Here is a 24463-nt window from a genome sequence, read left to right as displayed (position 1 = left end):
CCTGGACATAAAATAGGAGGTAGAAAAATGAACAAGAATACCCTAAAAACGAGCCTACGCACACTGATTGTCCTGCTAACCCTCGCCTTGGTCGCCCAAGGTGTTGCAGCAGAAGACCCTGTTACAGAAGATTCGGGTGCAACTGATGGAATGACCGGCGACGTCGGTGTTGGTCTAGCCCTTGGCCTTGCAGCCATTGGTGCTGGATTTTCCCAAGCCGCTATCGGTAGCGCTGCTGTCGGTATGCTTGCAGAAGACGGAAGCAAGTTCGGTGTTGCACTGATCTTTACCGCTCTTCCAGAATCCATCGTGATTCTTGGAGCTCTTCCATTGTTCCTTGGCGGAAACTGAAGCGGTTCCATTGGGCTTGACCCAACTGGAACACTCACACAGAGATGATACAATGACATTAGATACACTAGCAAAAGACATCGCTGCATCTGCAGATAGCGAAGCTAAAGCGCTGATTAAGGAAGCCAAATCTGAAGCCAAGGCCATTTTGGCCGAGGCAGAAACCCGGTCAAATGAAATCCGCGAACAAGCCAAGCAGCGTGCCGAAAAAGAAGCAGGCCAGATCGCAAGCGAATTGGTTGCAAGCGCACGTCAATCGAACCAGAAGGACATTCTGATCGCACGACGAAAAGCCCTTGACACGACGCTTGACGCCGCCCGAGACCACATCTCAAATGCTGGGATGAAGGGCCGAGATGCAGTATTGAAGTCGTTGTTGGCCAATTCAAAGAAACTCGCGAAAGGCAAATTCGTCATTCGCCCCGTTGAACTTGACCGTGCCGCCATCACCAAAGCAGCCGGCGACCGAAAGGTTGGCGAAAGCGTGGACGGCCTCGGCGGATTTATCCTCGAGGCTGAGGATGGTTCTGTATCGTTTGACATGCGCTTTGACGTACTGCTCCACAATGCTTGGTCGGACCAACTCTCTGCAGTGAACAAGACTCTTTTCAATTGAATGAAGGTGAACATATGATGCTCGGAAACACCCCTTACATTGCCGCTCGTGCTAAGTCGCGACGGCAAAAGTTGGCCGACCGAGCTCGTCTACGACAATTGATCAATCAATCCGTAGACCAACTGACCGTTGCGGTCGGAGATCTCGGCTACCGTACGGAAATTGACCTCTACGCTGGAAAACTAACCGGCGGAGATTTGGTAGAAGCCGCCCTAACTCACAATCTTGAGGTTGAACTTCAGGAAATTGTGGACATGAGCAACCGAGCCATTCGCCCGCTGATTGAAATCTATACCCTTCGCTTTGAGTATCAAAACGCTAAGGCCGTATTGAGGGCAGTTCACAACGAGATCTCAATTGAAGAAGTTGGAAACAGCATCCTCCCTGAAGTAAACGATATCAACACGCCATGGCTTAAGGTCGTCGAAAGTTCTGATGACTTGAAATCAGCAGCGCTCTTGATGCGCCGCAAATCATTCGGCTCTGCCCTAGCCCGTGTCCCTGAAGATGGGTCGCTGTCTGCGTATGAGGATGCACTTGACCGCCATTACTTCGATACTGCCGTTAAGGCCATGCGAACGGCCAAAGGCGCACCTGCTCGTTTCCTAAGCCGTCTGTTTGCCAGTGAGATCGACCATCGAAACATCGTCAACATCCTTGAAGCAAGTGCTGTTGGAATTCCCAGCGACCAATTGGTTTCGCTGCTTATTCCTGGCGGGCGCCTGCTTCCAAAGCGTTCATTCTCGACCATCGCTAGCGGTGGGAGAGGCGCTATGTTGGATTTGCTCCGAGCAGGAGACCGTTTTGATATGTCTGCCTTTGAAGTTGTTCTCAATGAATCGGAATCAACTCGAAGTCTTGACCCTGTCATCACTTGGATGAAAGCACGGGAATATGCTATGATGCAACGGATGAGCTACCTCCATCCAGTATCTGCGCTCCCGATCATTCATTATGTTGCAATGAAGGTGCAAGAAGTCAATGATTTACGCCTTATCGTCCGTGGACGACTGGCTGGCCTTAGCGCCGAAGTGCTTGAAGCACACGTTTTGTGAGGTGATATGATGGAGATTGCAGTTGTCGGTTCACCAGAATTCACCCTGGGCTTCCAGCTCGCAGGCGTGTCAAACCTATACAATCCCGAAGGAGAGGAAGATTTGCATTCCATCCTTCGTTCTTTACTCAACAACAAATCTGTTGGTCTCATGGTCGTCGACTCCACCATGCTACCGACATTGCCCGATCGTCTGCGTGACCAGCTTTCGGCGTCCGTCTCCCCAACCGTTCTTGGTATCGGTACGGAGGAAGACACCACCTTGCGTGATACCATTCGCAAGGCTATAGGAGTCGATCTTTGGAAGTGAAGTTCCAAATAAAATCTGGAGGAATAAAAAATGAACAATGAAGGAGTAATTTACAGAATATCTGGGCCTGTCGTGACCGCTACCGGCATGAACGCTGCAATGTATGACGTTGTACGTGTCGGGCATGAAGGACTAATGGGCGAAGTGATTGAATTGCACGGCGAAAAAGCGGTGATTCAAGTTTACGAAGACACATCCGGTATCCGTCCTGGAGAACCTGTGTTGAACACACAAGAAACACTCTCGGTCTCTCTTGGACCAGGTTTGTTGACACAAATTTACGATGGAATTCAACGACCTCTTCCAACACTGGAAGAAGAAATGGGTGTTTTCATCACCCGTGGTGTTGATGCTGATGCATTTGACCTCGAAAAGATTTGGACCTTTGAACCTCAAGTCGCTGTTGGCGATGAAGTGGTTGCAGGGCAAGTGATTGGACACGTCCAAGAAACTGAAACCATCGTTCACAAAATCATGGTCCCGCCTTCAGTTAGTGGTGTTGTGAAATCGATTGAATCCGGAGACTTCAATGTTACACAAACCATCTGTGTACTTGACAACGGCACTGAAATGCAGATGATGCAAAAGTGGCCTGTCCGAACTCCTCGACCTTTCCAGCAGAAGTACGCACCAGAAACTCCGCTGATTACAGGCATGCGAATTCTGGACTTCTTGTTCCCACTCGCCAAGGGTGGAGCGGCAGGAATCCCCGGACCGTTTGGTTCTGGAAAGACCGTGACTCAGCAATCCCTTGCAAAGTATTCCGATGCACAACTTGTTGTCTACATCGGATGCGGTGAGCGTGGAAACGAGATGACTGAAGTGTTGGACGAGTTCCCTCACTTGATTGATCCAAACACCGGTAAGCCCCTCATGGAGCGAACCGTCATGATCGCAAACACCTCGAACATGCCGGTTGCTGCTCGAGAAGCATCTGTTTACACTGGAATTACCATTGCTGAATACTTCCGTGACATGGGCTACGACGTCGCTTTGATGGCGGATTCTACCTCACGATGGGCTGAAGCAATGCGTGAGATTTCCTCTCGTCTTGAAGAGATGCCCGGAGAAGAAGGATATCCTGCTTACCTCTCATCCCGAATTGCAGAATTCTACGAACGAGCTGGCCGTGTTGAAACACTCAACGGCGATGACGGGTCTGTCACCGTAATTGGTGCGGTTTCCCCACCTGGTGGAGATATTTCCGAGCCGGTATCCCAAGGTACCCTTCGTATCGTTAAGGTGTTCTGGGGTCTTGATGCAGGTCTTGCCCGACAACGGCACTTCCCCGCAATTAACTGGCTCAACTCGTACTCTCTCTACCCGCAAAGCCTTGACCAATGGTTCCGTGATAACATCTCACAAGACTTCCCAGAAGTCCGAACTCAGATCAGTGGTTTGCTGCAAATTGAATCCGAATTGCAGGAAATTGTTCAACTGGTTGGATCCGATGCTCTACCAACCGACCAACAATTAACCCTTGAAGTCGCTCGAATGATTCGTGAATACTTCCTTCAACAGAATGGATTCCACGATGTTGATGCATACTGTGACATTCACCTGCAGTACCAGATGGCTAAAGCCATTCTATCCTTCCAAGATGCAGCAAAGTCTGCAATGGCCGGTGGAGCAGTTCTCAACGATGTTGTGAACGTCCCAGCTCGCTCTGACCTCATGCGAGGTCGATTTGAGAAAGGTTACATTGACGTCATTGCTGACATGGTCAAGAAAATGACCGACGAAATCGCCGATACGGTGGAGGAAAACTGAGGAGAGGAATATCATGACTGGAAAAGAATACCGAACCATTACTGACGTGAAAGGGCCTCTGGTCTTTTTGAACAAAACTGAACCTGTTGCCTTTGGTGAAATCGTTACCCTACGACTCTCTAATGGTACCATCAAGAACGGACAAGTTCTCGACACTTCTGACGACCTTGTGATTGTCCAAGTGTTTGAAGGAACTGCAAAGATTGACCGTGAATCCGGTGTCACCTTCATGGGCGATGTCTTCAAACTCCCAGTGAGTACTGACCTTGTTGGGCGTATTTTGGATGGGGCTGGACGACCTCGTGACGGCGGTCCAGAAATTGTCGCTGAAGAGAAGGCAGACATTATCGGTGCTGCTATCAACCCATACAGCCGACAGAGCCCAAACGATTTCATTCAAACCGGTGTCTCTGCAATCGACCTTTGTACCAGCCTTGTCCGTGGACAGAAGCTTCCAATTTTCTCGGCATCAGGTCTTCCACACAATGACATCGCCCTGCAAATTGCTCGTCAAGCAAAACTCAAGGACTCCGATGAAGAATTTATTGTTGTGTTCTGTGCTATGGGAATCACCGCTGAAGAATACAATTTCTTCCGTTCTGACTTGGAGCGAACGGGTGCCCTCGAAAACGCTGTGTTGTTCGTTAACCTTGCAGACGACCCAGCTGTTGAGCGTATCATTACCCCTCGACTTGCTTTGACTGCTGCAGAATACCTTGCGTTTGAGAAAGACTACCACGTTCTGGTCATCTACACAGACATGACCAACTACTGTGACGCTCTTCGTCAAATTGGTGCTGCTCGTGAAGAAGTTCCAGGACGCCGTGGTTATCCGGGTTACATGTACACCGACTTGGCTATGCTCTACGAACGTGCAGGAATTATCAAGAACAAGAAGGGTTCAATCACCCAATTCCCGATTCTAACCATGCCTGGTGACGATATCACTCACCCGATTCCTGACCTATCAGGTTACATTACTGAAGGACAAATCGTTATTTCACGTGAATTGCACCAACAGGGTATCTATCCGCCGATCAACGTTCTTCCATCTCTCTCCCGACTGATGGGTTCGTGTATTGGTGAGAAGACAACCCGTGAAGACCACAAGTCCGTATCTGACCAAATGTACGCTGCATATGCACAAGGCCGTGAACTTCGTGGGCTCGTCGCCATTGTCGGTGAAGACGCCCTCAACGAGCGAGACAAGCAATTGCTTGAATTCTCTGGTGTCTTTGAGGACAAGTTCCTTCGCCAAACCCGTGACGAAGACCGTTCAATTGAGGAAACACTCGATTTGTGTTGGGACCTCATGTCTGCAATCGATACAAAGTACCTCGTCCGTCTTGACCAAAAGTGGATTGACAAGTACCATCCTGACAACCGGGCTTGAATACTAGCGAGAACTGATACACGAGGGGAATGCTATGGCACTGGACATCAAACCAACCCGAAGCGAACTCATCAAATTGAAGGCTCGAATCAAGCAGACCAAGAACGGTTACAAGTTGTTGAAAATGAAGAGGGACGGACTGTTCCACGAGTTCAGACAACTGCTTTCCGTCATGATTGAGGCAAAGAAAGACTTGACCAATGCATATCGCCTTGCAAAAACCCGAATTGATCTTGCTAATGCTATCGAAGGTGGTTTGGCTGTTCGAGCCGCTGCTATCGCTAATTCAGCACATCCAGAAGTTGAGGTTGAACGCCGAAACATCATGGGTGTTGTCGTTCCAAGTGTTAGTGGAACCAATCTGAAGTCCACCTTCAAGGAACGTGGCATTGGTTTCATTGGCTCTTCACCCTACATTGATGAAGCCAGCGATTCCTTTAGTGAATTGATTGAAAAGATTGTGACCGCTGCCGAAATGGAAGCAACACTGAAGCGTCTTCTTGCCGAAATTGAAGCAACAAAGCGCCGTGTCAACGCTCTTGAGTTCAAGGTCATTCCTGAACTTGAAGAAGCCAAGGTATTCATTCAACTGCGTCTCGAAGAAATGGAACGTGAAGAGACCTTCCGATTGAAGAGATTCAAGAACAAGTGAGCCGTTCTAACCGGTGTTCCTCCAACGAGGGATTCATGTGGGATGGGCATTACCGAGTGTTGGGTGGAATAGGATGAACGAGCAAGAATCGTCGCCCGAATCTCCCAATCCCTTGGGGCATCACAAAAAATCGTGGGACCAGCATGAGTTGTTGGCCTCCGCCTTGAGTTCGTATTTTGTGATTCTTCGACACTCTGGCGGTCGATGGCCCTCATGGAAGGTTGCCGCCTCTGATGAAACCTCAATACACCAATGTCTTCTTGATGCCAACTCCCATCTTGAACGGCTTGGCTGGATGGGGAAGCTTACATCGGATGATGGCTGGAATGTCACTGTATTTCCCCTTCCAGAGCGCCAATTCCCCCGTATCAACAGCGTGCTGCTCTTCTGGTGTCTCTCATTCCTCACGCTCAGTTTGGCTGGTGATGTCTGGATGGATTCCGTGCGACCCGAGGGCGGTTGGTTCCACTCATCCTCCTTTGTTGACTCGGTGATAGGGTACGCCCTTCCCATCATGTCTGTCCTCCTTGTGGCTACCCTTGTGCAACGCCGCGTAGCGCGCCGATTTGGTGTGCGTTCTGGCCACATCATGCCGGTTCCGGACTTGACCATCGCCTTGTATGCACTGGGGATTTTCCCTTCAAGTTGGCTTTTTTGGCCGTTCGGAATTTTGCTGATTCCTACAATGCCACGTATGGACGCAAGGCCATGGCCAAATCGAGCCTCATTGGGTCATACCGCTCTTTCCGTTCCGATCGTACTGATGCTTTCAGGGATTGCTCTGTTGTTTGCGGGCATTGCTTTGACTCCGCAATACCTTGAGTTGTCATCCATGCCAATGTTGACCTCAGCACCGAGTTTCCTCGGCCTCATCGCTACACAATTCATTCATGATGATGCCATGGTTCGTATGGCTTGGGCTCACCCATGGGTGCACGCTGGTGGAATGCTGGTATTGTTTGCCTGGATCTCGATTCTACCGATTCCAACGTTCCCCGGAGGAAGGATTCTTATTGCTAGAATGGGAATGATAGATGCACGGAGTTCAGGAACCCAAAGTCTTCTTTTGGTGACGGTACTCATGTTTGCTTATCTTTTCGGAGTGTTTGAAGGCTTCTCACTTTGGTTCTTGGTCCTTGGGCTCCTTTTGCCCCTTCTTTTCTTCTTCGGCAACGACATTCGGATACCGTTTATTTTGAACGAGAATGAAGGGTTGAGCGAACCTGATCACCGTCGAATGGGAACACTATTGTTGATTTCATTTCTCCTCATTTTACCTGCACAGCAGCCCGTGATGAGAAACGATGCATGGGACGATGAACTCACCTTTGAAATCGGGGAGCCAAATGTTGCAATTCTCGGTGATGACGGAACTTGGTACTCCTATAACACGGTAAAGATCACCAACCCTTCTTCGCTTCAAAAACCCTATTCCATCGATGTATTCTTTGAACAGACCGGCCACGATTGGAATGCTGAGTGGGTTTGCGATGACCAAGACACTTTGTCACTCAACGGTAATGGATGCGGATCGGACCTTCTTCCTGGCCGTATTGCTACTTTTTGGATTAATTATTCCTGGTCTTCACAAGAACAACCCTTGGTCTCAAACCTAACCTATGTGGTTGGAATCAACGATGCCTATTCAATGGAGCACCACGTGCTCCGCCCAGGACTTGAGGTTGCACCTTCTGACCATTGGTATGACATGGCTTCTGGAGATCATGTCAAACGCTGTGTTGACCTTCATGGAACTCTTGAAGAATCATCTGAACTGAATGTTTCAGTGATGGATTCAACGGTTGCCTCCCTTCAAACTACCTTGGTTCAACTTGAAGGAGAAGCGGGAATGAATGCAAGCCATGATTCCGTACCTTCTTCCGTCTGTTTGAGAGGATTGGACCCCCTGGTGTTCCTTCCTTCGATGACAGAATTGACCTTGAATAACGATACCTTTGACCCCCTCCTCCCAAGAGACCGCCGTTCCTTGGAAGGTATCGTCCCTGAACAGGGTTGGGATATTGGAACGGCGGCTGATGATCAACCTGGGTGGGGCGCATTACTCATTGAAGGGGGAGTACTCCAAACAGGCGAGAAGTTCTGTCCCATCAATCCCACGATCAGCACGCCTTCTCGACCGCTTGAAGGTCCTTGGGTCTGGGACTCTTCAGTATTCAAATCGGGTTCGTTACCGGATGTAGAAAGCGGTCAAAATCTAAATCTCTTGATGGCCGACGGAACGAATGTTACGGTTTGCAGCAACAGTGAGCCCTTCAACCCATATCCGCGACTTGAATTCAATGTTCAAACAGGACCAGAACTTTTGGTTGATTGGATGAATACCAGTACAAGGTTTTGGACGACTCCATTTGCTTATGCATTGAATGGAACGATGGTGAATGAAAACATGGGCAACCTTTCTTTTAACAATCCGAGCAATGAATCGGTGCCCTTCCGTATTGCTCGAGAAGGGGGAATTGGTGAGGATTGGAACCACAATTGGGATGGGCAACACCTCGGTCCAGGCGAGACAAACTTGACTTTGATTCCACCCGCAGAACCTTACTCGACGATGTGGATTACACATGATGCAGGAACGGTTGTCCTCCACCTCGCCAGTTACCAGTAGTGATTTTCATGAGGATTTCCATACTGGGTGTCGGTTCAATCGGGGCTCTAATGGCGGCAAGTTTGGCCCAAACTTCCCATGAAATCCATCTCCATGTTCGTGGGGAACGAGGGGCGTCCCTCATGCTTCAAGGGCTGGAGGTAAGGGGACATTTGAACGCAATCGTTCCAGCAAACCGTTTTCATTTCACAGCGGAAGAACTTGAACTCCCTGAATTGTTTGAGTTTGGCTCAGACCTCGTCATACTAGCTTGTAAGGCGCATGAAGTCGCACACCTCGCCACCTTGGCCTCCCGTCTTGTAACGGAAGGCGGATTGGTCCTAGCCCTTTCCAATGGATTGGGCCACGTTGAGACGCTCAGTCGATGCATTGGGCCCAAGCGAACCGTCGCTGCTACGACAACGCATGGAGCGTACCGGGACGAAAGTGGAGCAGTTACATGGGTTGGAAAAGGAGTCGTGAGTCTAGCAAGCATTCCACTTGGTCCAGCCTCTGAAGCCATGGGTGAATTGGTGCGATTGTTTGAATTAAGTGGACTTGACCCTGTTTTGTGCCCCGATGCGATGCAGATGATTTGGGAAAAGGTTCTCTTGAACATCACCATCAATCCACTCGCAGCTCTTGCAGGATTGAAAAATGGAGAATTGTTGGAGTCCAACGTGCTTGATGGTTGTCTCATGCTGTATCGGGAAGCGAAGCAAGTTGCAGAAATGGAACGCGTCAATCTTCTGGATGAAGCAGAATTTGAACAACTGTTACGTACAGTTCTTCAAGCAACAGCTGGCAATTCATGCAGTATGCTTGAAGACATCAAGGCTGGAAGGGTCACAGAGATTTCTTCCCTTAATCGTGAAATAGCCAACAGGGCAGAGCAACACGGGTTGAGCGTACCCCTTAACGAGGTGCTCTCATCACTTATTGAGGCCTGTCATCCTTTTTGAGGTCCAGATTAAAGTGCAAACCTGTGTTTGAGGTTTGCAACAATGCATCTTCAACAACCAGAGTTCCAATCAAGGAGAGATTACGTAATTCAATTAGTTCTCGCGATGGGAGGCATTCTCTCCACAAAAGGTCGATCTCGTCATGAAACAATTCCAGTCTACGACTTGCCCGTTCTAAACGCTGATTGGTGCGAACAATTCCGACTTCCTGGTCCATTGTCGTCAGCAGACTGTTTCGGTCGTGCATGATTGGAGCGTGTTCTCGTAGGCTCGCCAATCCTTCTGCTCGCCATTGAGGATGGCTTCCTTGATATTTTGGAGGGGGGTTATTGATGAGGTGGTCAGATGCCCGATGCGCATAAACTACCGCTTCAAGAAGACTGTTTGAGGCCAACCGGTTCGCCCCATGCATCCCCGTGCAGGCAACTTCCCCGATAGCGTACAAATGAGGCATGATCTCTAAACTGTCACGAACAAAGGCACGCCCTATGTTGTCAACTTTGATCCCGCCAACCATGTAGTGAGCAGCGGGTACCACAGGGATTGGATCCATTCCAAGTGTGATCCCTTCCTGAGTTAATCGGCGTTGTATGTTTGGGAAGTGTTGCTGCAGTGCCTTTGAGTCAAGGTGTGATGTGACTAAAAAAACATGAGATTTTCCAGTCGTTTTCAAGCATTGGTCAATAGCCCTTGCTACGATGTCACGTGTCGCCATTGACCCCTCCGGTGAATGCTTGAGGGTGAACGAGTAAGAATTTGGTTTTGGAGCCTCGATTGAACTTTTTTCCGCCCGTTCACATGCAGCCTTCCATTGCTCATATCCTTCATGGTCGAGGAGGACAGCACCCTCGCCACGCAGTGCCTCCGACATCAGAAAGGGGCGGTTTGATTTGGCGAAAAGAGAGGTTGGGTGAAACTGGATGAAGGCGAGGTCTTGTACGCATGCACCTGCTCTATAGGCCATTGCGAGACCATCGCCTGTGGCTACGGTTGGATTTGTGGTAGCCTTCCATAGGCGCCCTACTCCTCCGGTTGCGAGCATAATTGCGTCGGCTTCTACCGTAAGGACTTCATTGCTAATTTGGTCCAAACACCATACGCCTGCAATTCCATGTTCATCTACCCCATGTCGGCGTTGAATTAGGTCAATAGCGAGCGTGTTGGGCAGGAGAGTGATGTTCGCATGACCTTCTGCGTATTGGGTAAGCGCTCGTTCAATCTCCTTCCCCGTAGCGTCTTTTGCATGCAGGATTCGGCTTTCTGAATGCCCTCCTTCCTTGGCGAGTGAAAAACTTCCGTCGTTTCGTTGTTCAAAATGTACTCCTATGTCGATGAGGTCACTGATTCGTTCCCCCGCTTCTTGGATGATCGACCTTACCACTGCTTCATTGCACAATCCATCGCCAGAACGAAGCGTATCTTGAACGTGAGCCTCCATTCCATCGTGGTTGGTCTTGTCAAGGATTGCAGCGATTCCCCCCTGCGCCCAATTGGTGGATGAATCCTTTGTCCTTTGTTTGGTAATCACCGTAACGTTGTGATTTGCATCGGCAAGTTTTGCGGCAGCAAATAAGCCTGCAATTCCGCTTCCTACAATGACGATATGAGCCATGATATGCCCTCGTGATGATGGTTGCTGAGCCTTCTCCTTCTTGATGGTGATGGAGCCCGTACGGTCCCTCCCTTCACGATATCACTATGAAGTGGGCTTGCCTCCTTTGTAAAGGGGAGACTCATGCGCCGGATGCTTGGAACGATTGTTGGTGGAGCAATTGTGGTGTTTGTAATTGCAAATGTCCAATTCGGAGCGGTAGCTCCTCTCGCCGTCAACGGAGTGGATGAAGCCAAATTGGACGTCTTTATGCTTTCAGACCCCAGTTGTGGCTTTGATGCCATAGAGGCGGAAATCGAAGCCATGGGCACTTCATATTGTCTTGGAGAAAAAGGGCAATGGTCCGGTGCAGACATTCTCATGCTTGTTGAGGGAATCATCATCATCCTCGCCGGTCGCTTGGAACTGCCACAAAACAAAGCCTGGGCTCGGCGCGTTAGAAAAGTGGGCTTCATCACTGGATGTACGCTCTTCAGTTTAGCCATACTCGACCGTCTTGAATGGCTGCCCAGTTCTGCGAATTCACAAGGATTGGCGGATTTATTCCCTCTGGATGTGTCGCCCTGGATGGTGCAGATCGGATTTGCTGTAGCCGGTACATTGTTGATGCGAGGGCCGAAGTATTGGGAGGCTGAGGCCGTGGCTCAGACGCGTGAAAAGCTCGAAAACCGAAGGGAAAAAGCCGGAAAATTCCGCGGGTCCTTCCAAAATAAAGAAAAGCACGACCAGAAGACACACGATCGTCATGACCGAAGCCGTCTCTTGAGCAACGACAAAAACCTCTCAATGTCTCGAAGAAGAAGCAATCTTCTCGTGATGGCGACCTGCCCTTACTGTCAGGGCGGCGGATGTAAGAAATGCAAAGAATTGGGCGTATTTTGACACCCTCTCGGCGATTCTTTTTGCCTCCTGAAAACCGTATCACTGAGCCTCGTTTCTTAGTATTCTTTAAAACCTGTAAGCAACGGGTGTGAGAAATAAGGTAGGGATTTGTTTTCTTACCAAGAGGGATAGGGATGTATCTAAAGTCACTTGAAGTGTCCAATTTCAAATCGTTCAAGGGCGAGGTAACCATCCCACTTGACCGCGGGTTCACCGCAATCACCGGGCCAAACGGTTCGGGCAAGTCAAATTGTGGGGACGCAATTCAATTTGTGTTGGGCCCAAAATCGAACCGGGTCATACGTGCTCAAAACTCTACAGACCTCATTTTCAACGGCGGTAAAAATTCCAAACCAGCCCGAGAATGCGCCGTTACTCTGGTGTTTGCCAACCCTCTAATGGGGAACGGACGCCGTCGCCTCCCCCTCGATAAAGAAGAAATTCGGATGTCACGGAAAGTTCGACTGACCGCTTCCAACAACGTTTCAACGTCCTATTTGCTGAACGGGGAAGACAGCACACAGAAAGCCTTTCACCGCTTACTCGGGGCAGCAAACGCTCGACCGGATGGATACAATATCGTCCTTCAAGGAGACGTCACGAGTCTGGCAAAAATGACGGCTAATGAGCGTCGTAAAGTTCTCGATAATGTCGCAGGCGTGACCTCGTACGATGATGAGATACGCAAAGCTACCAAGCAACAAGAAAAGGTTGAAGGTTACATTGAACGGATTGGTCTCCTGGAAAAAGAACAACTCGATCGTCTGGCCACATTGGAAAAAGAGAAGGCTCTAGCGGAAAAAGCAAGGGAAGTAACTGAAGAGATTCAGCGTTCAAATGAATTGCTGTTGCAATCACGTTACGCGAGCATGAGAAACGAATTGGAATTCCATACCGGTCAACGTGACCAATCGCTTGCTGCAAGCCAAACGCTCATGGACGAGCACAAGGAAAACGAAAAGACATTGCTTCAACTCGATGATAGGATTGCCGAATTACAAAAAGAAATCAATGCATTGACCGGTGGAGATACCTCCGAACTTGGCCGTGCTATTCGTGACCTTCAAGTCAGTATTGAATTGAACAACGACCGTATTTCGGAAGCGGAACGGGAAGAGACAGAAGAGGCCGTTGAATTTGAAGCAATGAACGCTCAATGGGGCGAGGCGAAGGACGAACTATCGTCTTTCCAAACTGAACTCAAAACGGCAAATGAGGACCTGGCTGCTGCCTTGGGTGACCTCGCAGATGCTGAGAAAGAAGAAGATGCTATCAAACTCGCATTGGAATCCGCAGGAGAAAAGAACCTTGACCTTTCACGAGCCTTGTCCAAAGCCAATGAAAACACGGGGGCTAAGAAAGCCGCATTGGACAGTGCCCAGTCGGATGTGGACAGGCTTGCGCTTGAAGCCCAACTTATCGGAGAACAACTTGCAACTGCGCAGGATGAAGCAGAAGAAATGCGCCTCGCTCTTGGCGAGTGTGACCTCCGAAAGGAAGAACTCAAAGATGAAGCGCCTGAATATGACCGGGAAGCACTCGCAGCAGCTTTGAATCAATCTCAACGTACCGAGCAACAGTTGACAGAAGACACAGGGCGTATCGAAAACAAATTCAGAGATGCTGAACGACGTCTTTCGAGAGCCAAGGCCGAAATGGAAGAGAAATCTGGAGCCAAGGGTCTTGCTGGAGGTGCAAGCGCCGTCATCGCAGCGCGTGACCGTGGAGAACTCACCGGAATCATCGGCACCATTGCTGAATTGTGTGCTCCAAAAGACAATGCTCATGAAACGGCCTTGGCAACAGCAATCGGAGCAGGAATGGCCTCGGTTGTGGTCGATACGGATGAAGATGCAGCACGCGCCATCCGTTGGCTGTCCGAAAATCGCTCTGGACGAGCAACATTCCTTCCTCTCAACAAACTGGCCAATTCAAGACCCGCTGGAAAATCAGTCATGGTTGCTCGAAAAGAAGGCGTCATTGGTTTTGCTCATGAAATGCTGGATTATGACCCCCGGATCGATATCGCCGTTCGATTTGTACTGAGGAATACGCTTCTGGTGGATTCAATGGCCACCGCACGGCGCCATATGGGTGGAATTCGCTTGGTGACTCTGGGCGGGAACCTCACTGAAGCAGGTGGCGCCATGGTGGGAGGTTCACGACGAAAACTCAGCATCACCTTTGGGGGCCGGATTCAAGGAGCCAGCGAAGTGGAAAAATGCATCGCAGAGGTCGATAAATACCGTTTGATGTCAGAAACCGTCTCAGCGGCTCTGCGCGAAGCTCGAATAAAGCAACAAGAACTGAGAACCCAGATTAATGCCCTTGTTGATGACAGTCACGCAACCTCAGTTCGTGAATTGAAGGCAGAGCGAAAGCAACTGCAGGCTACTTACTCCAAAGGATTGGGTGTTGTGAAGGGGCTTGAAGAGAAACTTGCCTCGCTGCAAACAAGAGCTCAAGGTTCCTTGAAATCTTTGGATGAAGCACAACGTCAGCATGCTGCTGCGGAGGATGAGGGGCAACTTGCTCAAGCGGCTCTGGAGGCGGCAAGCCCAGAGCATTTGCGCGAACGAATGAACGCTGCAAAACTCAAGCGTGTTGAAGCGACAGGTGTGAAAGAGCGAGCAGAAGGTTCTCTTGCAAGCGGTTCAGCCAGTCTAACTCTCCTTCAACGCCGTGTTGCCGAGTCAAAAGGAAGGATTAACCGCCTCGAATCAAACCGAATCTCTCGGAGTGAACGAATCGATACACTCTCTGCTGAACGCGCCAGTGACCTGATTACACTCAAGGAAAAGAAGGACGAACAAGCGGTCTTCCTTGAAGAAAACCTCGGTCTTGAACAGGAGCGTCAAGAATTAACAGATGAGCGAGCAACGCTACGGGTTCGGAATGAAGAACGCCTAACAAAGGCTCAAAACCACCGTCGTTTGGCTGAAGAATTACTTCGGACCATCGCTGAACGGGAGCATGAAGTCCAATTGATGGCGCAAGAACTCATTGAGGCGGGCCTCTCACCAAACGAACTCCCTCAAGACCTTGCCAATGTTGGGGACTTGGAGCGTAAACTCCGTGTCCTCCAACGCCGCCTTGAAGGCTTTGGAAACGTCAACATGATGGCCATTGAACAATATGATGCCTGTCAAGAGCGATTAAATTTGATGAAAGACGAATTTTCAATGCTCCAAAAGCATCGGAAGGAATTGATTGAGGTGACAGAACAACTTGAATCTCAACGTAAGGAACGATTAGTGGATGTCCTTGAAAAGGTCAATTTGAATTTCCAAAAATCCTATCATGCATTGTCGGATGGTGGACGCGGCGAATTGTTCCTCGAAAATCCGGATGAACCGTTCAAGGGCGGCTTGGAATTGTGGGCCCAACCTCGTGGAAAGTCCTCTAAGGTCAACCGCCAGCAACTCTCCGGTGGTGAACAATCCATGGCGGCACTGGCTTTGATTTTCGCAATTCAAGACTATGATCCAAGTCCGTTTTACTACTTTGATGAAGTCGATCAAAACCTTGATGCGTACAATGCGGAACGGATCGCAAAGATGTGCCGAGAGCGAAGTCAACGGGCACAATTCATCATGGTTACACTGCGCAAGGTCTCATTGAAACTTGCTGACCACCACATCGGAATTACTCACGGCGGAGATGGATGCAGCCGTCGTATTTTGGACTTTGATAGGGAACGAGCCATGGCTTTGGGCGATGCAGCCTTGAAAGAAGCCCAAAAAGCAGCCAAGAAGAATGAAACCAGACTTCTCAATGCAAAAGCGGCGGTTGAGGGCATGCCTCTCGTTCCAGGTGAGCCAGAAGTTCCTCAGAGTCTTGGTGGTTTGGTCCCACACATGGCGGCAGCGCCCGCTCCAGCCGTTGAGCCGACCATGAGTGGACTTGCTGAACGTGCGGCCGAGTTGACTGAAGATATCGCAGAGCGTTCGGAAGTCGCTCATAAAATTCTTGCAGAGGATGCGGAAGAAGCAGAAGAGCAGGGCGAAGTATCTGCTCAAGTTGAAGACGAAGTTTGAGGTGATGTCATGGCGGAGCAACAAGCAATCCTTGACCGATGGTTCCTCCAGCAGGACATCATTGACCAGTTGCTTGCTTCGGGTGAAGACCGAGATGATGCAGAACAGTTCAGTCAACGCATTATGTTGATTGCTGAAACTGAAGAAGCCGAACATCAGAGTCTTCATGACCCGTTTGACCGTTCTGTGGCCTTGGTCATGTCCTTGGTTCGCGAAGAAGAATTCAACCCGTGGGATGTGGATTTGTCCGCCTTCCTGAAGGTTTTTACTCAGCGAGTCAAGGAAGATGACGACCTCGACCTTCCAGCCTGTGGGCGGTTGATCCGACTTTCGTGGGAAGTACTTCATCACCAATCTGCAACATTGTTTGAGCGTATTCAGGCCCAGGATGTTGAAGAGGATTGGGACGATGACCTGTCCTTTGGATGGGAGGCTGAGTACGACGATGAGGCTTATTTCTTCACACAATCCGTCCTTGAAGGCAATGCTGACGAGGTATTGCCTTCTCTGTTCGATGGCCGCGTTCGTCGTGACGAAGGTCGGCCGGTCACATTGGGTGAATTGCTTTCAGCGTTCAAGGATGCTGCGGATGATGCTGAAGCTTTGAAGGTACGAGAGGTCAATCGATTGGAACATCAGAGGGAACTTGAGGAGTATCTGGCTGATGTTGGGGGTCGCATGCACAACGAGGACCTTGAGGGCGACATTGAACGTTGCTGGATGGCTATGAGAAAAGCATGTGCAGAGGCAAACTCGCACACGGTGCCCTTGCTCGATGTCATCCACCACCTCAAGCCCATTCTCCAAACCACATTCGGGGAGCAGCTTGGGGACGCCGATTCTGAAGCATTTGTTGCATCCTTTATCGCTGGTTTGTTTTTGACTCACAGGAGAATTGCAAGCATCTCACAAGAAGGTGAAGAACTTAACATGATCATGGTTGAAGATATGTGGCCAAATTTGAACTCTTTTGATGAAGTCTTAGAGCAAATTGAGAGGGTCATGCAAGAAGATTCAGACGGCCTTGAAGAGGAATCAACTGGTTCGGAGAATCGAATGAACGCCATAGCTGAGCGGGCTAGGGTTGCAGAAGAGAAAGCTGCTCGGCGTCAGGCAAGATTGGAATCTAAAGCGGAAAAAGCCCATCCGAAGGTTGAGGATGATTTCCTTGGGGAACACGACTGGTTGGTTGAGTAGGGGGGTGCTTACATGACAGAATTGCCGATTGAGACCCTTATTGAAGCAACACTTTTCAGTTCAGGTAAATCGATGTCTGTGGCCGAACTTTCAGCGGTTCTTGGATACGATGAAGACGAGATGTTGGATTGTTTGTATTCGCTCCAAGCTACCTTGCGGCGAAGGAGAGGGACTTCCCTTCAATTGGCCGAGGTGGGTATACGTTGGGCTCTCGAGGTCAAGCCATCGATTGCATCACATCTTCCTAAGGAAACCAAAACCGATATGCCTCCAAAACTCTTGAAGGCAGCCGCCCTTATTGCTTATCATCAACCCATGCCACAGTCGAGACTTGTGGAATTGCTTGGGCAGAAAGCCTACGATTACGTTCGGGAATTGGCTCAACTCGGAATGGTTGATCGCAGGAAGGACGGCAACACGAGGAGGCTTTCTACAACGCGCCGTTTTTCAGAAGCATTTGGGTGCCCACATACCGATCGCAAGAAGGTCAAGGCTTGGTTTAGGGAGCAAGTCCAGTCTTCTGGTCTTCTGGATGAACTCGCGGAAAACAAGGAAATTTTGAAAGAAACCACCGAGGAAGAAGGCACGGTGCAATCATCATTACCGGTGTCTGAAAGTGAATGAGTTCATCCTTGGCGCAGTTCGTTGAGCCATTCTTCCGCCATGGTTTGAGTGCGAGCACCTTCATGTTGCTGAATCCGTTGAGAGAGGAGTTCAATCTCCTCTCCTATCGCTCCAGCGCTAACAGCCATGTTCTTTGAATGGAGTTTCATGTGACCTGCTTGAATTCCATTGGTTGAAAGTGCACGTAAAGCGCCTAAATTCTGTGCAAGTCCGGCACAAACCATGATTCCTGCTAATTCTTGAGCACTCTCGACGCCGAGAATTGAAAGATTGGCTTGAGCAACGGGGTGAACTTTCGAAGCACCTCCTACAATACCGACGGCCATAGGGAGTTCCATTGCCCCTACCAGATTCCCTTCGTCGTCTTTGGACCATGTGGACATTGATGTGTATCGTCCATGTTCAAGGGATGTCCAAGCGTGGCTTCCGGCTTCAATGGCTCTCCAATCTTGCCCACAGGCAACAGCAACACTGCTTATGGCATTCATGATGCCCTTGTTGTGCGTAGCGGCTCTGAACGGGTCTTCTTCTGCGAAGACATGCGCTTCTAGGATGCCTTCAATGATGTCGAGTCCATCTTCTCTTGTTCCGTCATTTGACAATTCTTCGGGCGTGAATGTGGCTTCAACCCTGGCCAGGCGGTGTGCTGCCAGATTGGATAGGATTCGCAGGTGCACTCTTCCTCCGGTGAGGGCTTCAATTTGAGGAGAAATGCGCTCAGCCATCGTGTTTACAGCATTTGCCCCCATGGCGTCTCTGCAATCCACCAAAAGGTGGATGATGAGCATGGTTCCCATTGGGGTTTGAAGTTGCCTTGTTTCTATGTCCTTGCAACCGCCTCCAAGTGCAATCATTCTCGACGGTATGTCATTGCAAAAAGCCATCAAGTCGTTTTTCGCCTCAGCAATCGCCTGTTCAGCGCCTTCCAAATCGGTTACTTCGAGAACTTGAAGTTGCCCAATCATGACCGGTTTGTCGCTGTTGGTGTGGAACCCTCCCTTGACAAGGCACCGTTTGGCCATGTTGGATGCTGCGGCAACGACACTCGACTCTTCTAGGCAAAATGGAATGATGTAATGCGCTCCATCGATGACAAAGTTCGTAGCCACTCCCACTGGAAGGGACATTGTCCCGATAACATTCTCAATCATGCGGTTTGCAGCCTCTTCATTCAACTCGCCGTAATTCGCTAGGGATTCAACATGTTTTGGATCGAGATCGGCTGCTTCTGCTACCGCTAAGCGACGCTCTTCTACAGACTTGCGAAAGAACCCTTTGAACCGACTGTTTTCCACTGGCATGGCCTTTCCCTCAATTGCTCCTAAGGGCGCTCTTCCTTGAATGAATCGTTGGAAGCATGTGCCAGTCCAGTTCTTTTTTAACGCTTTTAACGCATAGCCTAACGCGTTAATTGCCCGTTAATTGAGCGTTATTAGGGGCGTCAAATGCTTTTCCGTCAGCGAACTAACATATCCTAACGGGCTTGTAGTGCACCCTCTTGCCGTCAAAGATGATATACTTGAGGTTCGTTGCCAAGGCATGGTCAAGGAAAGCAATCTTTACGGCTTGCCTCTGTTATCTGAGAACCCGTTTTCAACGCGCCCGCTGGAGGCGGGGGAGCTCGGAAAATTGGTCGGGCGAGATACGCTCTTCACCATGCTGAAGAATTACGTGACCCTTCGCTCTTCAAGGCGAATCTTGCTCGTAGGGCCCTTGGGCTCGGGCAGGACGTCACTTCTAAGGTGCCTCACCCCCTACTCGGGAGAATCAGCCTACATTGGCCATCTTTCAGCAAATGCACCAGCAAAAAGCCTCCTAGAGATGATGTATCAAGGAATTATGGGCATTCAGGCTCCATCTCGTCGCGATGAGGTCGTCAAAGGCCTGGTTGATGGCATGTATGGTTTTGGTGAAAAATTACCGCTCATCGTTATCGATGTCCCTGCAAGCGATATGTCTGTCCTGAATGTTGCCCTGCGAGATACGCTAACGGTCCTTGAACGCCTCAATGCTCTCGTCATCCTGGTGTGCGACCAACGACAGCGTCAACAACTCCCACAGGAACTCTCTATGGCGTTTGAAGAACACCGCCTCTCGCCTTTTACACCATCTGATGTCTTGTCCTTGGTCAAAAAGCGCCTTGCATCGGTTGGTTGTATGGATTCTGATTTTACCATGCAGGATGCAACTCGCATCCTCGAACAGACGGATGGCTATCCAGCCTTAGTCATCAAGGAGTTGAGGAATGCAGTGGACGTGATCAGGATGGGCAGAGATATGGGCGTTGCCGAGCAATCGTTTGATACTTCAGCCCGATTAGAGGTAAGGGACGGTCCTTCTACACTTGATCAACTGATGACGCCACATGATGGAGAGGGGCCTCTCTTTGAACCATCACTTCCGACGGTTGAGGAACCCGTTGAAGTCCAGTCGTTGGAGGAGAACGCTGAGATTATTGATGCATCCATACCTTGGGATGAGCGCACAGCGGTTGAAGAAGATGACGAATCCGCATTTGGTAGCCTTTTTGATTTGGATATTGGTGCTCTTGATGAAGCACAAGAGCTTGATGAACCTCTTCATGTGACGCCGTTTGATACGCCGATTATTGATGCATCAGCGTCACAAGAAACACCTTACCTCCCTCCTCCAGCAGGGAATTTCGGCGGCCTTATACGCAGAAATAAGGGAGGTCTTTCTGCAGGCAAGGAAGAATCTGCTCATGAACAAGCACATTCCGTTCAACAACACAAAGTGGAAACCAATGAGGGAAATGAATACTGGATTGCAGATGAAAGCCCCCCAGTGAAGCTAGCAGAGGAATTCAACGAGGACGAATCCGCAGCGCTCATCCATGATGAAGTCGGTTTTGTCGACGAAGCCTTAGTGGGTGACGGAGAAATGAATGTTGAGGTGGATGAGGTCCAAACTGAACTTGAGTTGAATGAATCAAACCCACCATCTGCGCTGGGAGAACAGGATGTCATGAACCTCTTAGCGAGACTTCTGGAGTCCATCCAGTCCCCAAAGCAAACGAACTCCACTTCAAGCGATAGCATCATGGCTTTTTTCGAATCAAAACGAAGGGACATTGTTGGCCCTAAAGAAAGTCATCCACTGGACAAACATTTGCTTTCATCTCTCTCACGTTCAGAGGCCTATGTGGTTGGACAAGCAAACGATCGTAATGTTTCGCCTTCTGATGAAGAAATGTTGACCTTCTTATCGATTAAGCGTGCCCGATTATCTCAAATCTGCAACCGATTGCTGAGAGGTGGTATTTTGCAGGCGAGGAAGGAAGGGCGGCATCGTAAGTATGCCCTTACTCAATCTGCTAGGGCTCAGTTAGAAGCATGGGGAAGTTTCCAAAGGAGTGCATCACTATGAGTTGGAATATCGCATGGTCGTGGCAGTCCGAAGGAAGAATCGCAGCAATGGCCCCTCTTGAAGGTGGTTTATTGGTGAGTGCCGGCCTTCAACTTACAATGTTGGAGGCGGGCGGCGAAGAACGGTGGAGCGTAGAAGTTCCGTTCAAAGTACATGCAGCACAAGGGTCGCAAGGAATGCTGGGTTTGTTGGCTGCTCATGGTTTCTATCTCATGGATACCACTACAGGGGGCATGGTCAACGAAGGCCGTAGCACACCTGGTGGCTTCAGTGACCTTGCTCACCGACCCGGAGGGGGATGGGTTCTGGCAGGACGCCAAGGGCAATTGCATCTCTTTTCCCAAGAAGGACGAGGAATTCGCCGCGTCGAAACAGGGCCAATTCGTAGACTGGTTGGGTGGCTTGACCGTGAGCATCTTCTCTGGCAGGACCCAAGCGGGACGCTTTGGTGCGGCCGGTTAACGGGTGAGGACAGAAAGCGGAAATTGGAAGATCGTGCCTGGAGTTGGTGCTCTCGCCTTGTTGAAGGTCGTCTGTTGCTTCAAAGTGGGGACGGGGGCATCTGGGAAGGCGTCCCCCATCCATTTGGATGGGATCAACTTGAACGCCTTGAGCATGAATCCATTGAGCCTATGGAGGCAGTTCGCAGTGGAGATGGATGGTGGGTCCTGAGCATCGAGGGCAATCTACACGCTCTCAGTTTGCCTTCAGAAGGCTCTGGGCAGGAGTCTGAACCTCTTGGGCTTCATATGGACCTGGGTGATCTGCTGGTTTTGTGTACGCCGGATGCCATGGCGACGGCAACTCGAAACGGTCTTGTGCGCAGATGGTCGGCTCCACACCTGTCAGAGGCAGAGCGCCAAGGGCGGTATAAGGCGGCAGCTGAAGCCGCCCTTGCAAGGAATTGGGACGAGCGACGTCAACTGTTCCTGCGTGCACAAGAGGCGGAAGATTTGGGTAAACTCTCACTGGCTATCGAACTCTACGAGTCGCTTGGTAGGACTGAAGATGCCCGTCGTTTGCTGGGTCGCCAAAAGGAGGGAGGCGAGTGAAGGAATCGCCAGACACCATCACCGTGGGCCGGGTAGAAAAATACCTTGACATTACCAAACGTGCCAGGGCTAAGGCTACGCCTTTGGTTGAACCCTCTTCTGTTGAAGGTCAGAAACTCAATACGATGCTGCGAATGGCCGACGATTATGCATCAGATGCCCGCCATTTCCTTGAAATCGGAGATCTCATTCGTGCTTTTGGGGCCATCAATTATGCACATGCTTGGATCGATGCAGGTGTTAAATTATGCTGGCTTGACGGACACGGAGACGACGTACTTTTCACCCTCCCGTGATTCGCTCTATAGCGATTCAAGGACGTGCATTCTGGTGCCCTTGCGGACCTCGAGTACCGTCAAGTTCTTTTCATAAAGGCGTCGTTTTAATCCAGTGTCGACCGTGAGGGTTGCACATTGAAGTTCACAAGCCATCTGAAACAGTATGTCGTCGGTATGGCGTAATTCTTCGTTCTCGTTGATTTGTAAGACTGATTTTGCCTCTAATAATGAAAGAAGAAGACGTTTTGCAGGTGAACGTTCAGCTTCCAGGGCGTTTAGTTCGGTGAGAACCTCGGGAATGAGGATCCATTGACATGGTCCGATGAGCCGTTCCATTTCACGCTCAATGTTGAGTTTAGCATCAACACAAGCGACCCACCCGCAGGCGTCAATGAGCACCTGCTGCATTTCAGTGACCTCATTCTATGGTGCCGTAGCCAATCAAACGCCATCGTGAGCCAATGCGTCGTGATAGCGAAATACGCTGTCCCTTATCGGCACAAATTGGAAGTCTTAGGTCCAGGTTTGTTCGAAGTTTCTCGGCATTCCGAGTCACACCGACCGATGTTGCGGTAGCAACGTTGAGCATCAGCATCTCGTTGTTACGCAACGGTTGAATTTTTTCAGGTGTTTCCCCATCGCCCGCAACCATGTGGGACATCAAATTGACACTGATGCTTACCGAAGTGTGAACCTCAGGGAGGTCTCCCTTTCGGGCAACAACTTGACCGGAGAGGTTGTCTGCTGTGGTGATGGACGGGTCGAGAAGTGTTGCCATTCCACACAGCCCACCTGCATGCATGGATTCAAGTGACTTTCCACCACCTTGCATGGTGCTCACAACTGCTTCAATGGGTTCCCATGTTGATTTGTTACCGTTCTCAATTTTCCGTCCAGGTCCGATAATCACTTCGTCCCCTTCCTTAAACTCGCCTTCAACGATACTTCCTCCGATGACGCCGCCACGCAATTTGCCGGGGCGTGTTCCAGGGCGATTGATGTCAAAAGAGCGCGCTACATGCATAATTGAGCGCTTGTCACTTGAACGGTCAGGGGTTGGGATGGTGGCTTCGATTGCGTCGATAAGAATGTCAAGATTGACATCGTGGTGAGCAGATACGGGAATCACAGGTGCGGATTCGGCGATGGTACCTTTCAGGAAGGTCATGATCTCTTGATGTGATTCAAGAGCACGTTCCCGTGATACGAGATCAATTTTATTCTGGACAATCACGATGTTTTCGATTCCAGCGATTTCAAGAGCCATCAGGTGTTCTCGAGTCTGAGGTTGTGGGCAGGTTTCGTTGGCTGCGACCATGAGCATGGCGCCGTCCATAATGGAAGCACCCGTAATCATGATGGCCATCAACGTCTCGTGACCAGGTGCGTCAACAAAGGAAACGACACGTTCCAATTCATCTGCAACGTCTTTCGAACCATCGGGACGCTTTCCAGTGGCGTAATATTGACCGTTGTCGTCTTTGTAAAACGCAGTATCAGCGTAGCCGAGTTTAATCGAAATACCGCGCTTTCGTTCTTCGGAGTGTGTATCGGTCCAAATCCCAGAAAGGGCTTGTGTTAGGGTAGTTTTGCCGTGGTCAACGTGGCCGACAAGACCGATGTTGACTTCAGGTTGTGCGGGAAGCTCTCTTGCCATGCTTCCTCACCCAGTTGTTAC

Annotated in this window: 20 protein-coding genes; 16 read left to right on the top strand and 4 right to left on the bottom strand. The window is 49.9% G+C overall.

Annotated features, from left to right (window positions below; translation table 11 throughout):
* Nucleotides 1-27 precede the first annotated feature (27 nt).
* Genes AAA857_RS01560 through AAA857_RS01520 form a run of 9 tightly spaced genes read left to right on the top strand, consistent with a single transcriptional unit; the run spans nt 28 to nt 9716 of the window.
* Nucleotides 28-351 carry a hypothetical protein gene (locus tag AAA857_RS01560; protein ID WP_338172376.1) on the top strand — a complete coding sequence of 108 codons (324 nt, stop codon included), beginning with the start codon at nt 28-30 and terminating at the stop codon, nt 349-351.
* 52 nt (nt 352-403) lie between these two features.
* Nucleotides 404-967: a V-type ATP synthase subunit E family protein gene (locus AAA857_RS01555; protein ID WP_338172374.1), complete on the top strand. Its 564-nt coding sequence runs from the start codon at nt 404-406 to the stop codon at nt 965-967.
* 14 nt (nt 968-981) lie between these two features.
* A complete protein-coding gene (locus AAA857_RS01550; protein ID WP_338172372.1) occupies nt 982-2022 on the top strand; it encodes a V-type ATPase subunit in 1041 nt (346 codons plus the stop codon).
* A gap of 9 nt (nt 2023-2031) precedes the next feature.
* A complete protein-coding gene (locus AAA857_RS01545; RefSeq protein WP_338172370.1) occupies nt 2032-2331 on the top strand; it encodes a V-type ATP synthase subunit F in 300 nt (99 codons plus the stop codon).
* 30 nt (nt 2332-2361) lie between these two features.
* The gene (locus AAA857_RS01540; RefSeq protein ID WP_338172368.1) at nt 2362-4101 is read left to right on the top strand and encodes a V-type ATP synthase subunit A; all 1740 of its coding nucleotides are present in this window, start codon (nt 2362-2364) and stop codon (nt 4099-4101) included.
* A 13-nt stretch (nt 4102-4114) separates the two neighbouring features.
* Nucleotides 4115-5494, top strand: coding sequence for a V-type ATP synthase subunit B (locus AAA857_RS01535; protein ID WP_338171740.1), 1380 nt, complete (start codon nt 4115-4117; stop codon nt 5492-5494).
* A 34-nt stretch (nt 5495-5528) separates the two neighbouring features.
* Nucleotides 5529-6146, top strand: a complete 618-nt coding sequence (locus tag AAA857_RS01530; RefSeq protein WP_338171741.1) for a V-type ATP synthase subunit D — start codon at nt 5529-5531, stop codon at nt 6144-6146.
* A gap of 37 nt (nt 6147-6183) precedes the next feature.
* Nucleotides 6184-8775, top strand: coding sequence for a hypothetical protein (locus AAA857_RS01525; RefSeq protein ID WP_338172366.1), 2592 nt, complete (start codon nt 6184-6186; stop codon nt 8773-8775).
* 8 nt (nt 8776-8783) lie between these two features.
* A complete protein-coding gene (locus AAA857_RS01520; RefSeq protein ID WP_338172364.1) occupies nt 8784-9716 on the top strand; it encodes a 2-dehydropantoate 2-reductase in 933 nt (310 codons plus the stop codon).
* Here the strand turns inward: AAA857_RS01520 and nadB are convergent.
* A complete protein-coding gene (gene nadB / locus AAA857_RS01515; protein WP_338172362.1) occupies nt 9691-11328 on the bottom strand; it encodes an L-aspartate oxidase in 1638 nt (545 codons plus the stop codon). The two genes, AAA857_RS01520 and nadB, sit on opposite strands and share 26 nt — an antisense overlap.
* A 123-nt stretch (nt 11329-11451) precedes the next feature.
* Between nadB and AAA857_RS01510 the strand changes: the two genes are divergently transcribed.
* The 4 genes from AAA857_RS01510 (at nt 11452) to AAA857_RS01495 (ending at nt 18068) form a co-directional block, all read left to right on the top strand.
* A complete protein-coding gene (locus AAA857_RS01510; RefSeq protein ID WP_338172360.1) occupies nt 11452-12210 on the top strand; it encodes a hypothetical protein in 759 nt (252 codons plus the stop codon).
* A gap of 134 nt (nt 12211-12344) precedes the next feature.
* Nucleotides 12345-16247, top strand: a complete 3903-nt coding sequence (smc, locus tag AAA857_RS01505; protein ID WP_338172358.1) for a chromosome segregation protein SMC — start codon at nt 12345-12347, stop codon at nt 16245-16247.
* A 9-nt stretch (nt 16248-16256) separates the two neighbouring features.
* A complete protein-coding gene (locus AAA857_RS01500; protein ID WP_338172356.1) occupies nt 16257-17444 on the top strand; it encodes a hypothetical protein in 1188 nt (395 codons plus the stop codon).
* Between the two features lie 12 nt (nt 17445-17456).
* Nucleotides 17457-18068, top strand: coding sequence for an SMC-Scp complex subunit ScpB (locus AAA857_RS01495; RefSeq protein WP_338172354.1), 612 nt, complete (start codon nt 17457-17459; stop codon nt 18066-18068).
* 2 nt (nt 18069-18070) lie between these two features.
* Here AAA857_RS01495 and AAA857_RS01490 read toward each other — a convergent pair whose 3' ends face one another.
* Nucleotides 18071-19369 carry a hydroxymethylglutaryl-CoA reductase, degradative gene (locus tag AAA857_RS01490; protein ID WP_338172352.1) on the bottom strand — a complete coding sequence of 433 codons (1299 nt, stop codon included), beginning with the start codon at nt 19367-19369 and terminating at the stop codon, nt 18071-18073.
* A 238-nt stretch (nt 19370-19607) separates the two neighbouring features.
* Between AAA857_RS01490 and AAA857_RS01485 the strand changes: the two genes are divergently transcribed.
* The 3 genes from AAA857_RS01485 to AAA857_RS01475 are packed head-to-tail and all read left to right on the top strand — an operon-like array spanning nt 19608 to nt 22803.
* Nucleotides 19608-21455, top strand: coding sequence for a hypothetical protein (locus AAA857_RS01485; protein ID WP_338172350.1), 1848 nt, complete (start codon nt 19608-19610; stop codon nt 21453-21455).
* Entirely contained in the window at nt 21452-22507 is a 1056-nt protein-coding gene (locus AAA857_RS01480) for a hypothetical protein (protein ID WP_338172348.1), read from the top strand. The genes AAA857_RS01485 and AAA857_RS01480 overlap by 4 nt, the downstream gene beginning before the upstream one ends.
* Nucleotides 22504-22803 carry a DUF357 domain-containing protein gene (locus AAA857_RS01475; protein ID WP_338172346.1) on the top strand — a complete coding sequence of 100 codons (300 nt, stop codon included), beginning with the start codon at nt 22504-22506 and terminating at the stop codon, nt 22801-22803. Before AAA857_RS01480 ends, AAA857_RS01475 begins: the two co-directional genes overlap by 4 nt.
* A 6-nt stretch (nt 22804-22809) precedes the next feature.
* Here the strand turns inward: AAA857_RS01475 and AAA857_RS01470 are convergent, their stop codons facing one another.
* Together AAA857_RS01470 and AAA857_RS01465 are read right to left on the bottom strand one after the other, a co-directional pair.
* On the bottom strand, nt 22810-23193 hold the full coding sequence (locus AAA857_RS01470; protein WP_338172344.1) for a hypothetical protein: 384 nt from the start codon (nt 23191-23193) through the stop codon (nt 22810-22812).
* A gap of 10 nt (nt 23194-23203) precedes the next feature.
* Entirely contained in the window at nt 23204-24442 is a 1239-nt protein-coding gene (locus tag AAA857_RS01465) for a translation initiation factor IF-2 subunit gamma (RefSeq protein ID WP_338172342.1), read from the bottom strand.
* Nucleotides 24443-24463: the final 21 nt, after the last annotated feature.

Source organism: Candidatus Poseidonia alphae, from assembly GCF_943787815.1.
GTDB lineage: Archaea > Thermoplasmatota > Poseidoniia > Poseidoniales > Poseidoniaceae > Poseidonia > Poseidonia alphae.
The sequence above is the reverse complement of the archived record's forward strand: the minus strand, read 5'-3'. Positions and strand labels throughout refer to the sequence as shown.

Bases quoted from the DNA above. Each gene is read 5' to 3' on its own strand.
- AAA857_RS01560 (WP_338172376.1), top strand. From the start codon at position 28: ATGAACAAGAATACCCTAAAAACGAGCCTACGCACACTGATTGTCCTG.
- AAA857_RS01555 (WP_338172374.1), top strand. From the start codon at position 404: ATGACATTAGATACACTAGCAAAAGACATCGCTGCATCTGCAGATAGC.
- AAA857_RS01550 (WP_338172372.1), top strand. From the start codon at position 982: ATGATGCTCGGAAACACCCCTTACATTGCCGCTCGTGCTAAGTCGCGA.
- AAA857_RS01545 (WP_338172370.1), top strand. From the start codon at position 2,032: ATGGAGATTGCAGTTGTCGGTTCACCAGAATTCACCCTGGGCTTCCAG.
- AAA857_RS01540 (WP_338172368.1), top strand. From the start codon at position 2,362: ATGAACAATGAAGGAGTAATTTACAGAATATCTGGGCCTGTCGTGACC.
- AAA857_RS01535 (WP_338171740.1), top strand. From the start codon at position 4,115: ATGACTGGAAAAGAATACCGAACCATTACTGACGTGAAAGGGCCTCTG.
- AAA857_RS01530 (WP_338171741.1), top strand. From the start codon at position 5,529: ATGGCACTGGACATCAAACCAACCCGAAGCGAACTCATCAAATTGAAG.
- AAA857_RS01520 (WP_338172364.1), top strand. From the start codon at position 8,784: ATGAGGATTTCCATACTGGGTGTCGGTTCAATCGGGGCTCTAATGGCG.
- nadB (WP_338172362.1), bottom strand. From the start codon at position 11,328: ATGGCTCATATCGTCATTGTAGGAAGCGGAATTGCAGGCTTATTTGCT.
- AAA857_RS01510 (WP_338172360.1), top strand. From the start codon at position 11,452: ATGCGCCGGATGCTTGGAACGATTGTTGGTGGAGCAATTGTGGTGTTT.
- smc (WP_338172358.1), top strand. From the start codon at position 12,345: ATGTATCTAAAGTCACTTGAAGTGTCCAATTTCAAATCGTTCAAGGGC.
- AAA857_RS01500 (WP_338172356.1), top strand. From the start codon at position 16,257: ATGGCGGAGCAACAAGCAATCCTTGACCGATGGTTCCTCCAGCAGGAC.
- AAA857_RS01495 (WP_338172354.1), top strand. From the start codon at position 17,457: ATGACAGAATTGCCGATTGAGACCCTTATTGAAGCAACACTTTTCAGT.
- AAA857_RS01490 (WP_338172352.1), bottom strand. From the start codon at position 19,369: ATGCCAGTGGAAAACAGTCGGTTCAAAGGGTTCTTTCGCAAGTCTGTA.
- AAA857_RS01485 (WP_338172350.1), top strand. From the start codon at position 19,608: ATGGTCAAGGAAAGCAATCTTTACGGCTTGCCTCTGTTATCTGAGAAC.
- AAA857_RS01480 (WP_338172348.1), top strand. From the start codon at position 21,452: ATGAGTTGGAATATCGCATGGTCGTGGCAGTCCGAAGGAAGAATCGCA.
- AAA857_RS01470 (WP_338172344.1), bottom strand. From the start codon at position 23,193: ATGCAGCAGGTGCTCATTGACGCCTGCGGGTGGGTCGCTTGTGTTGAT.
- AAA857_RS01465 (WP_338172342.1), bottom strand. From the start codon at position 24,442: ATGGCAAGAGAGCTTCCCGCACAACCTGAAGTCAACATCGGTCTTGTC.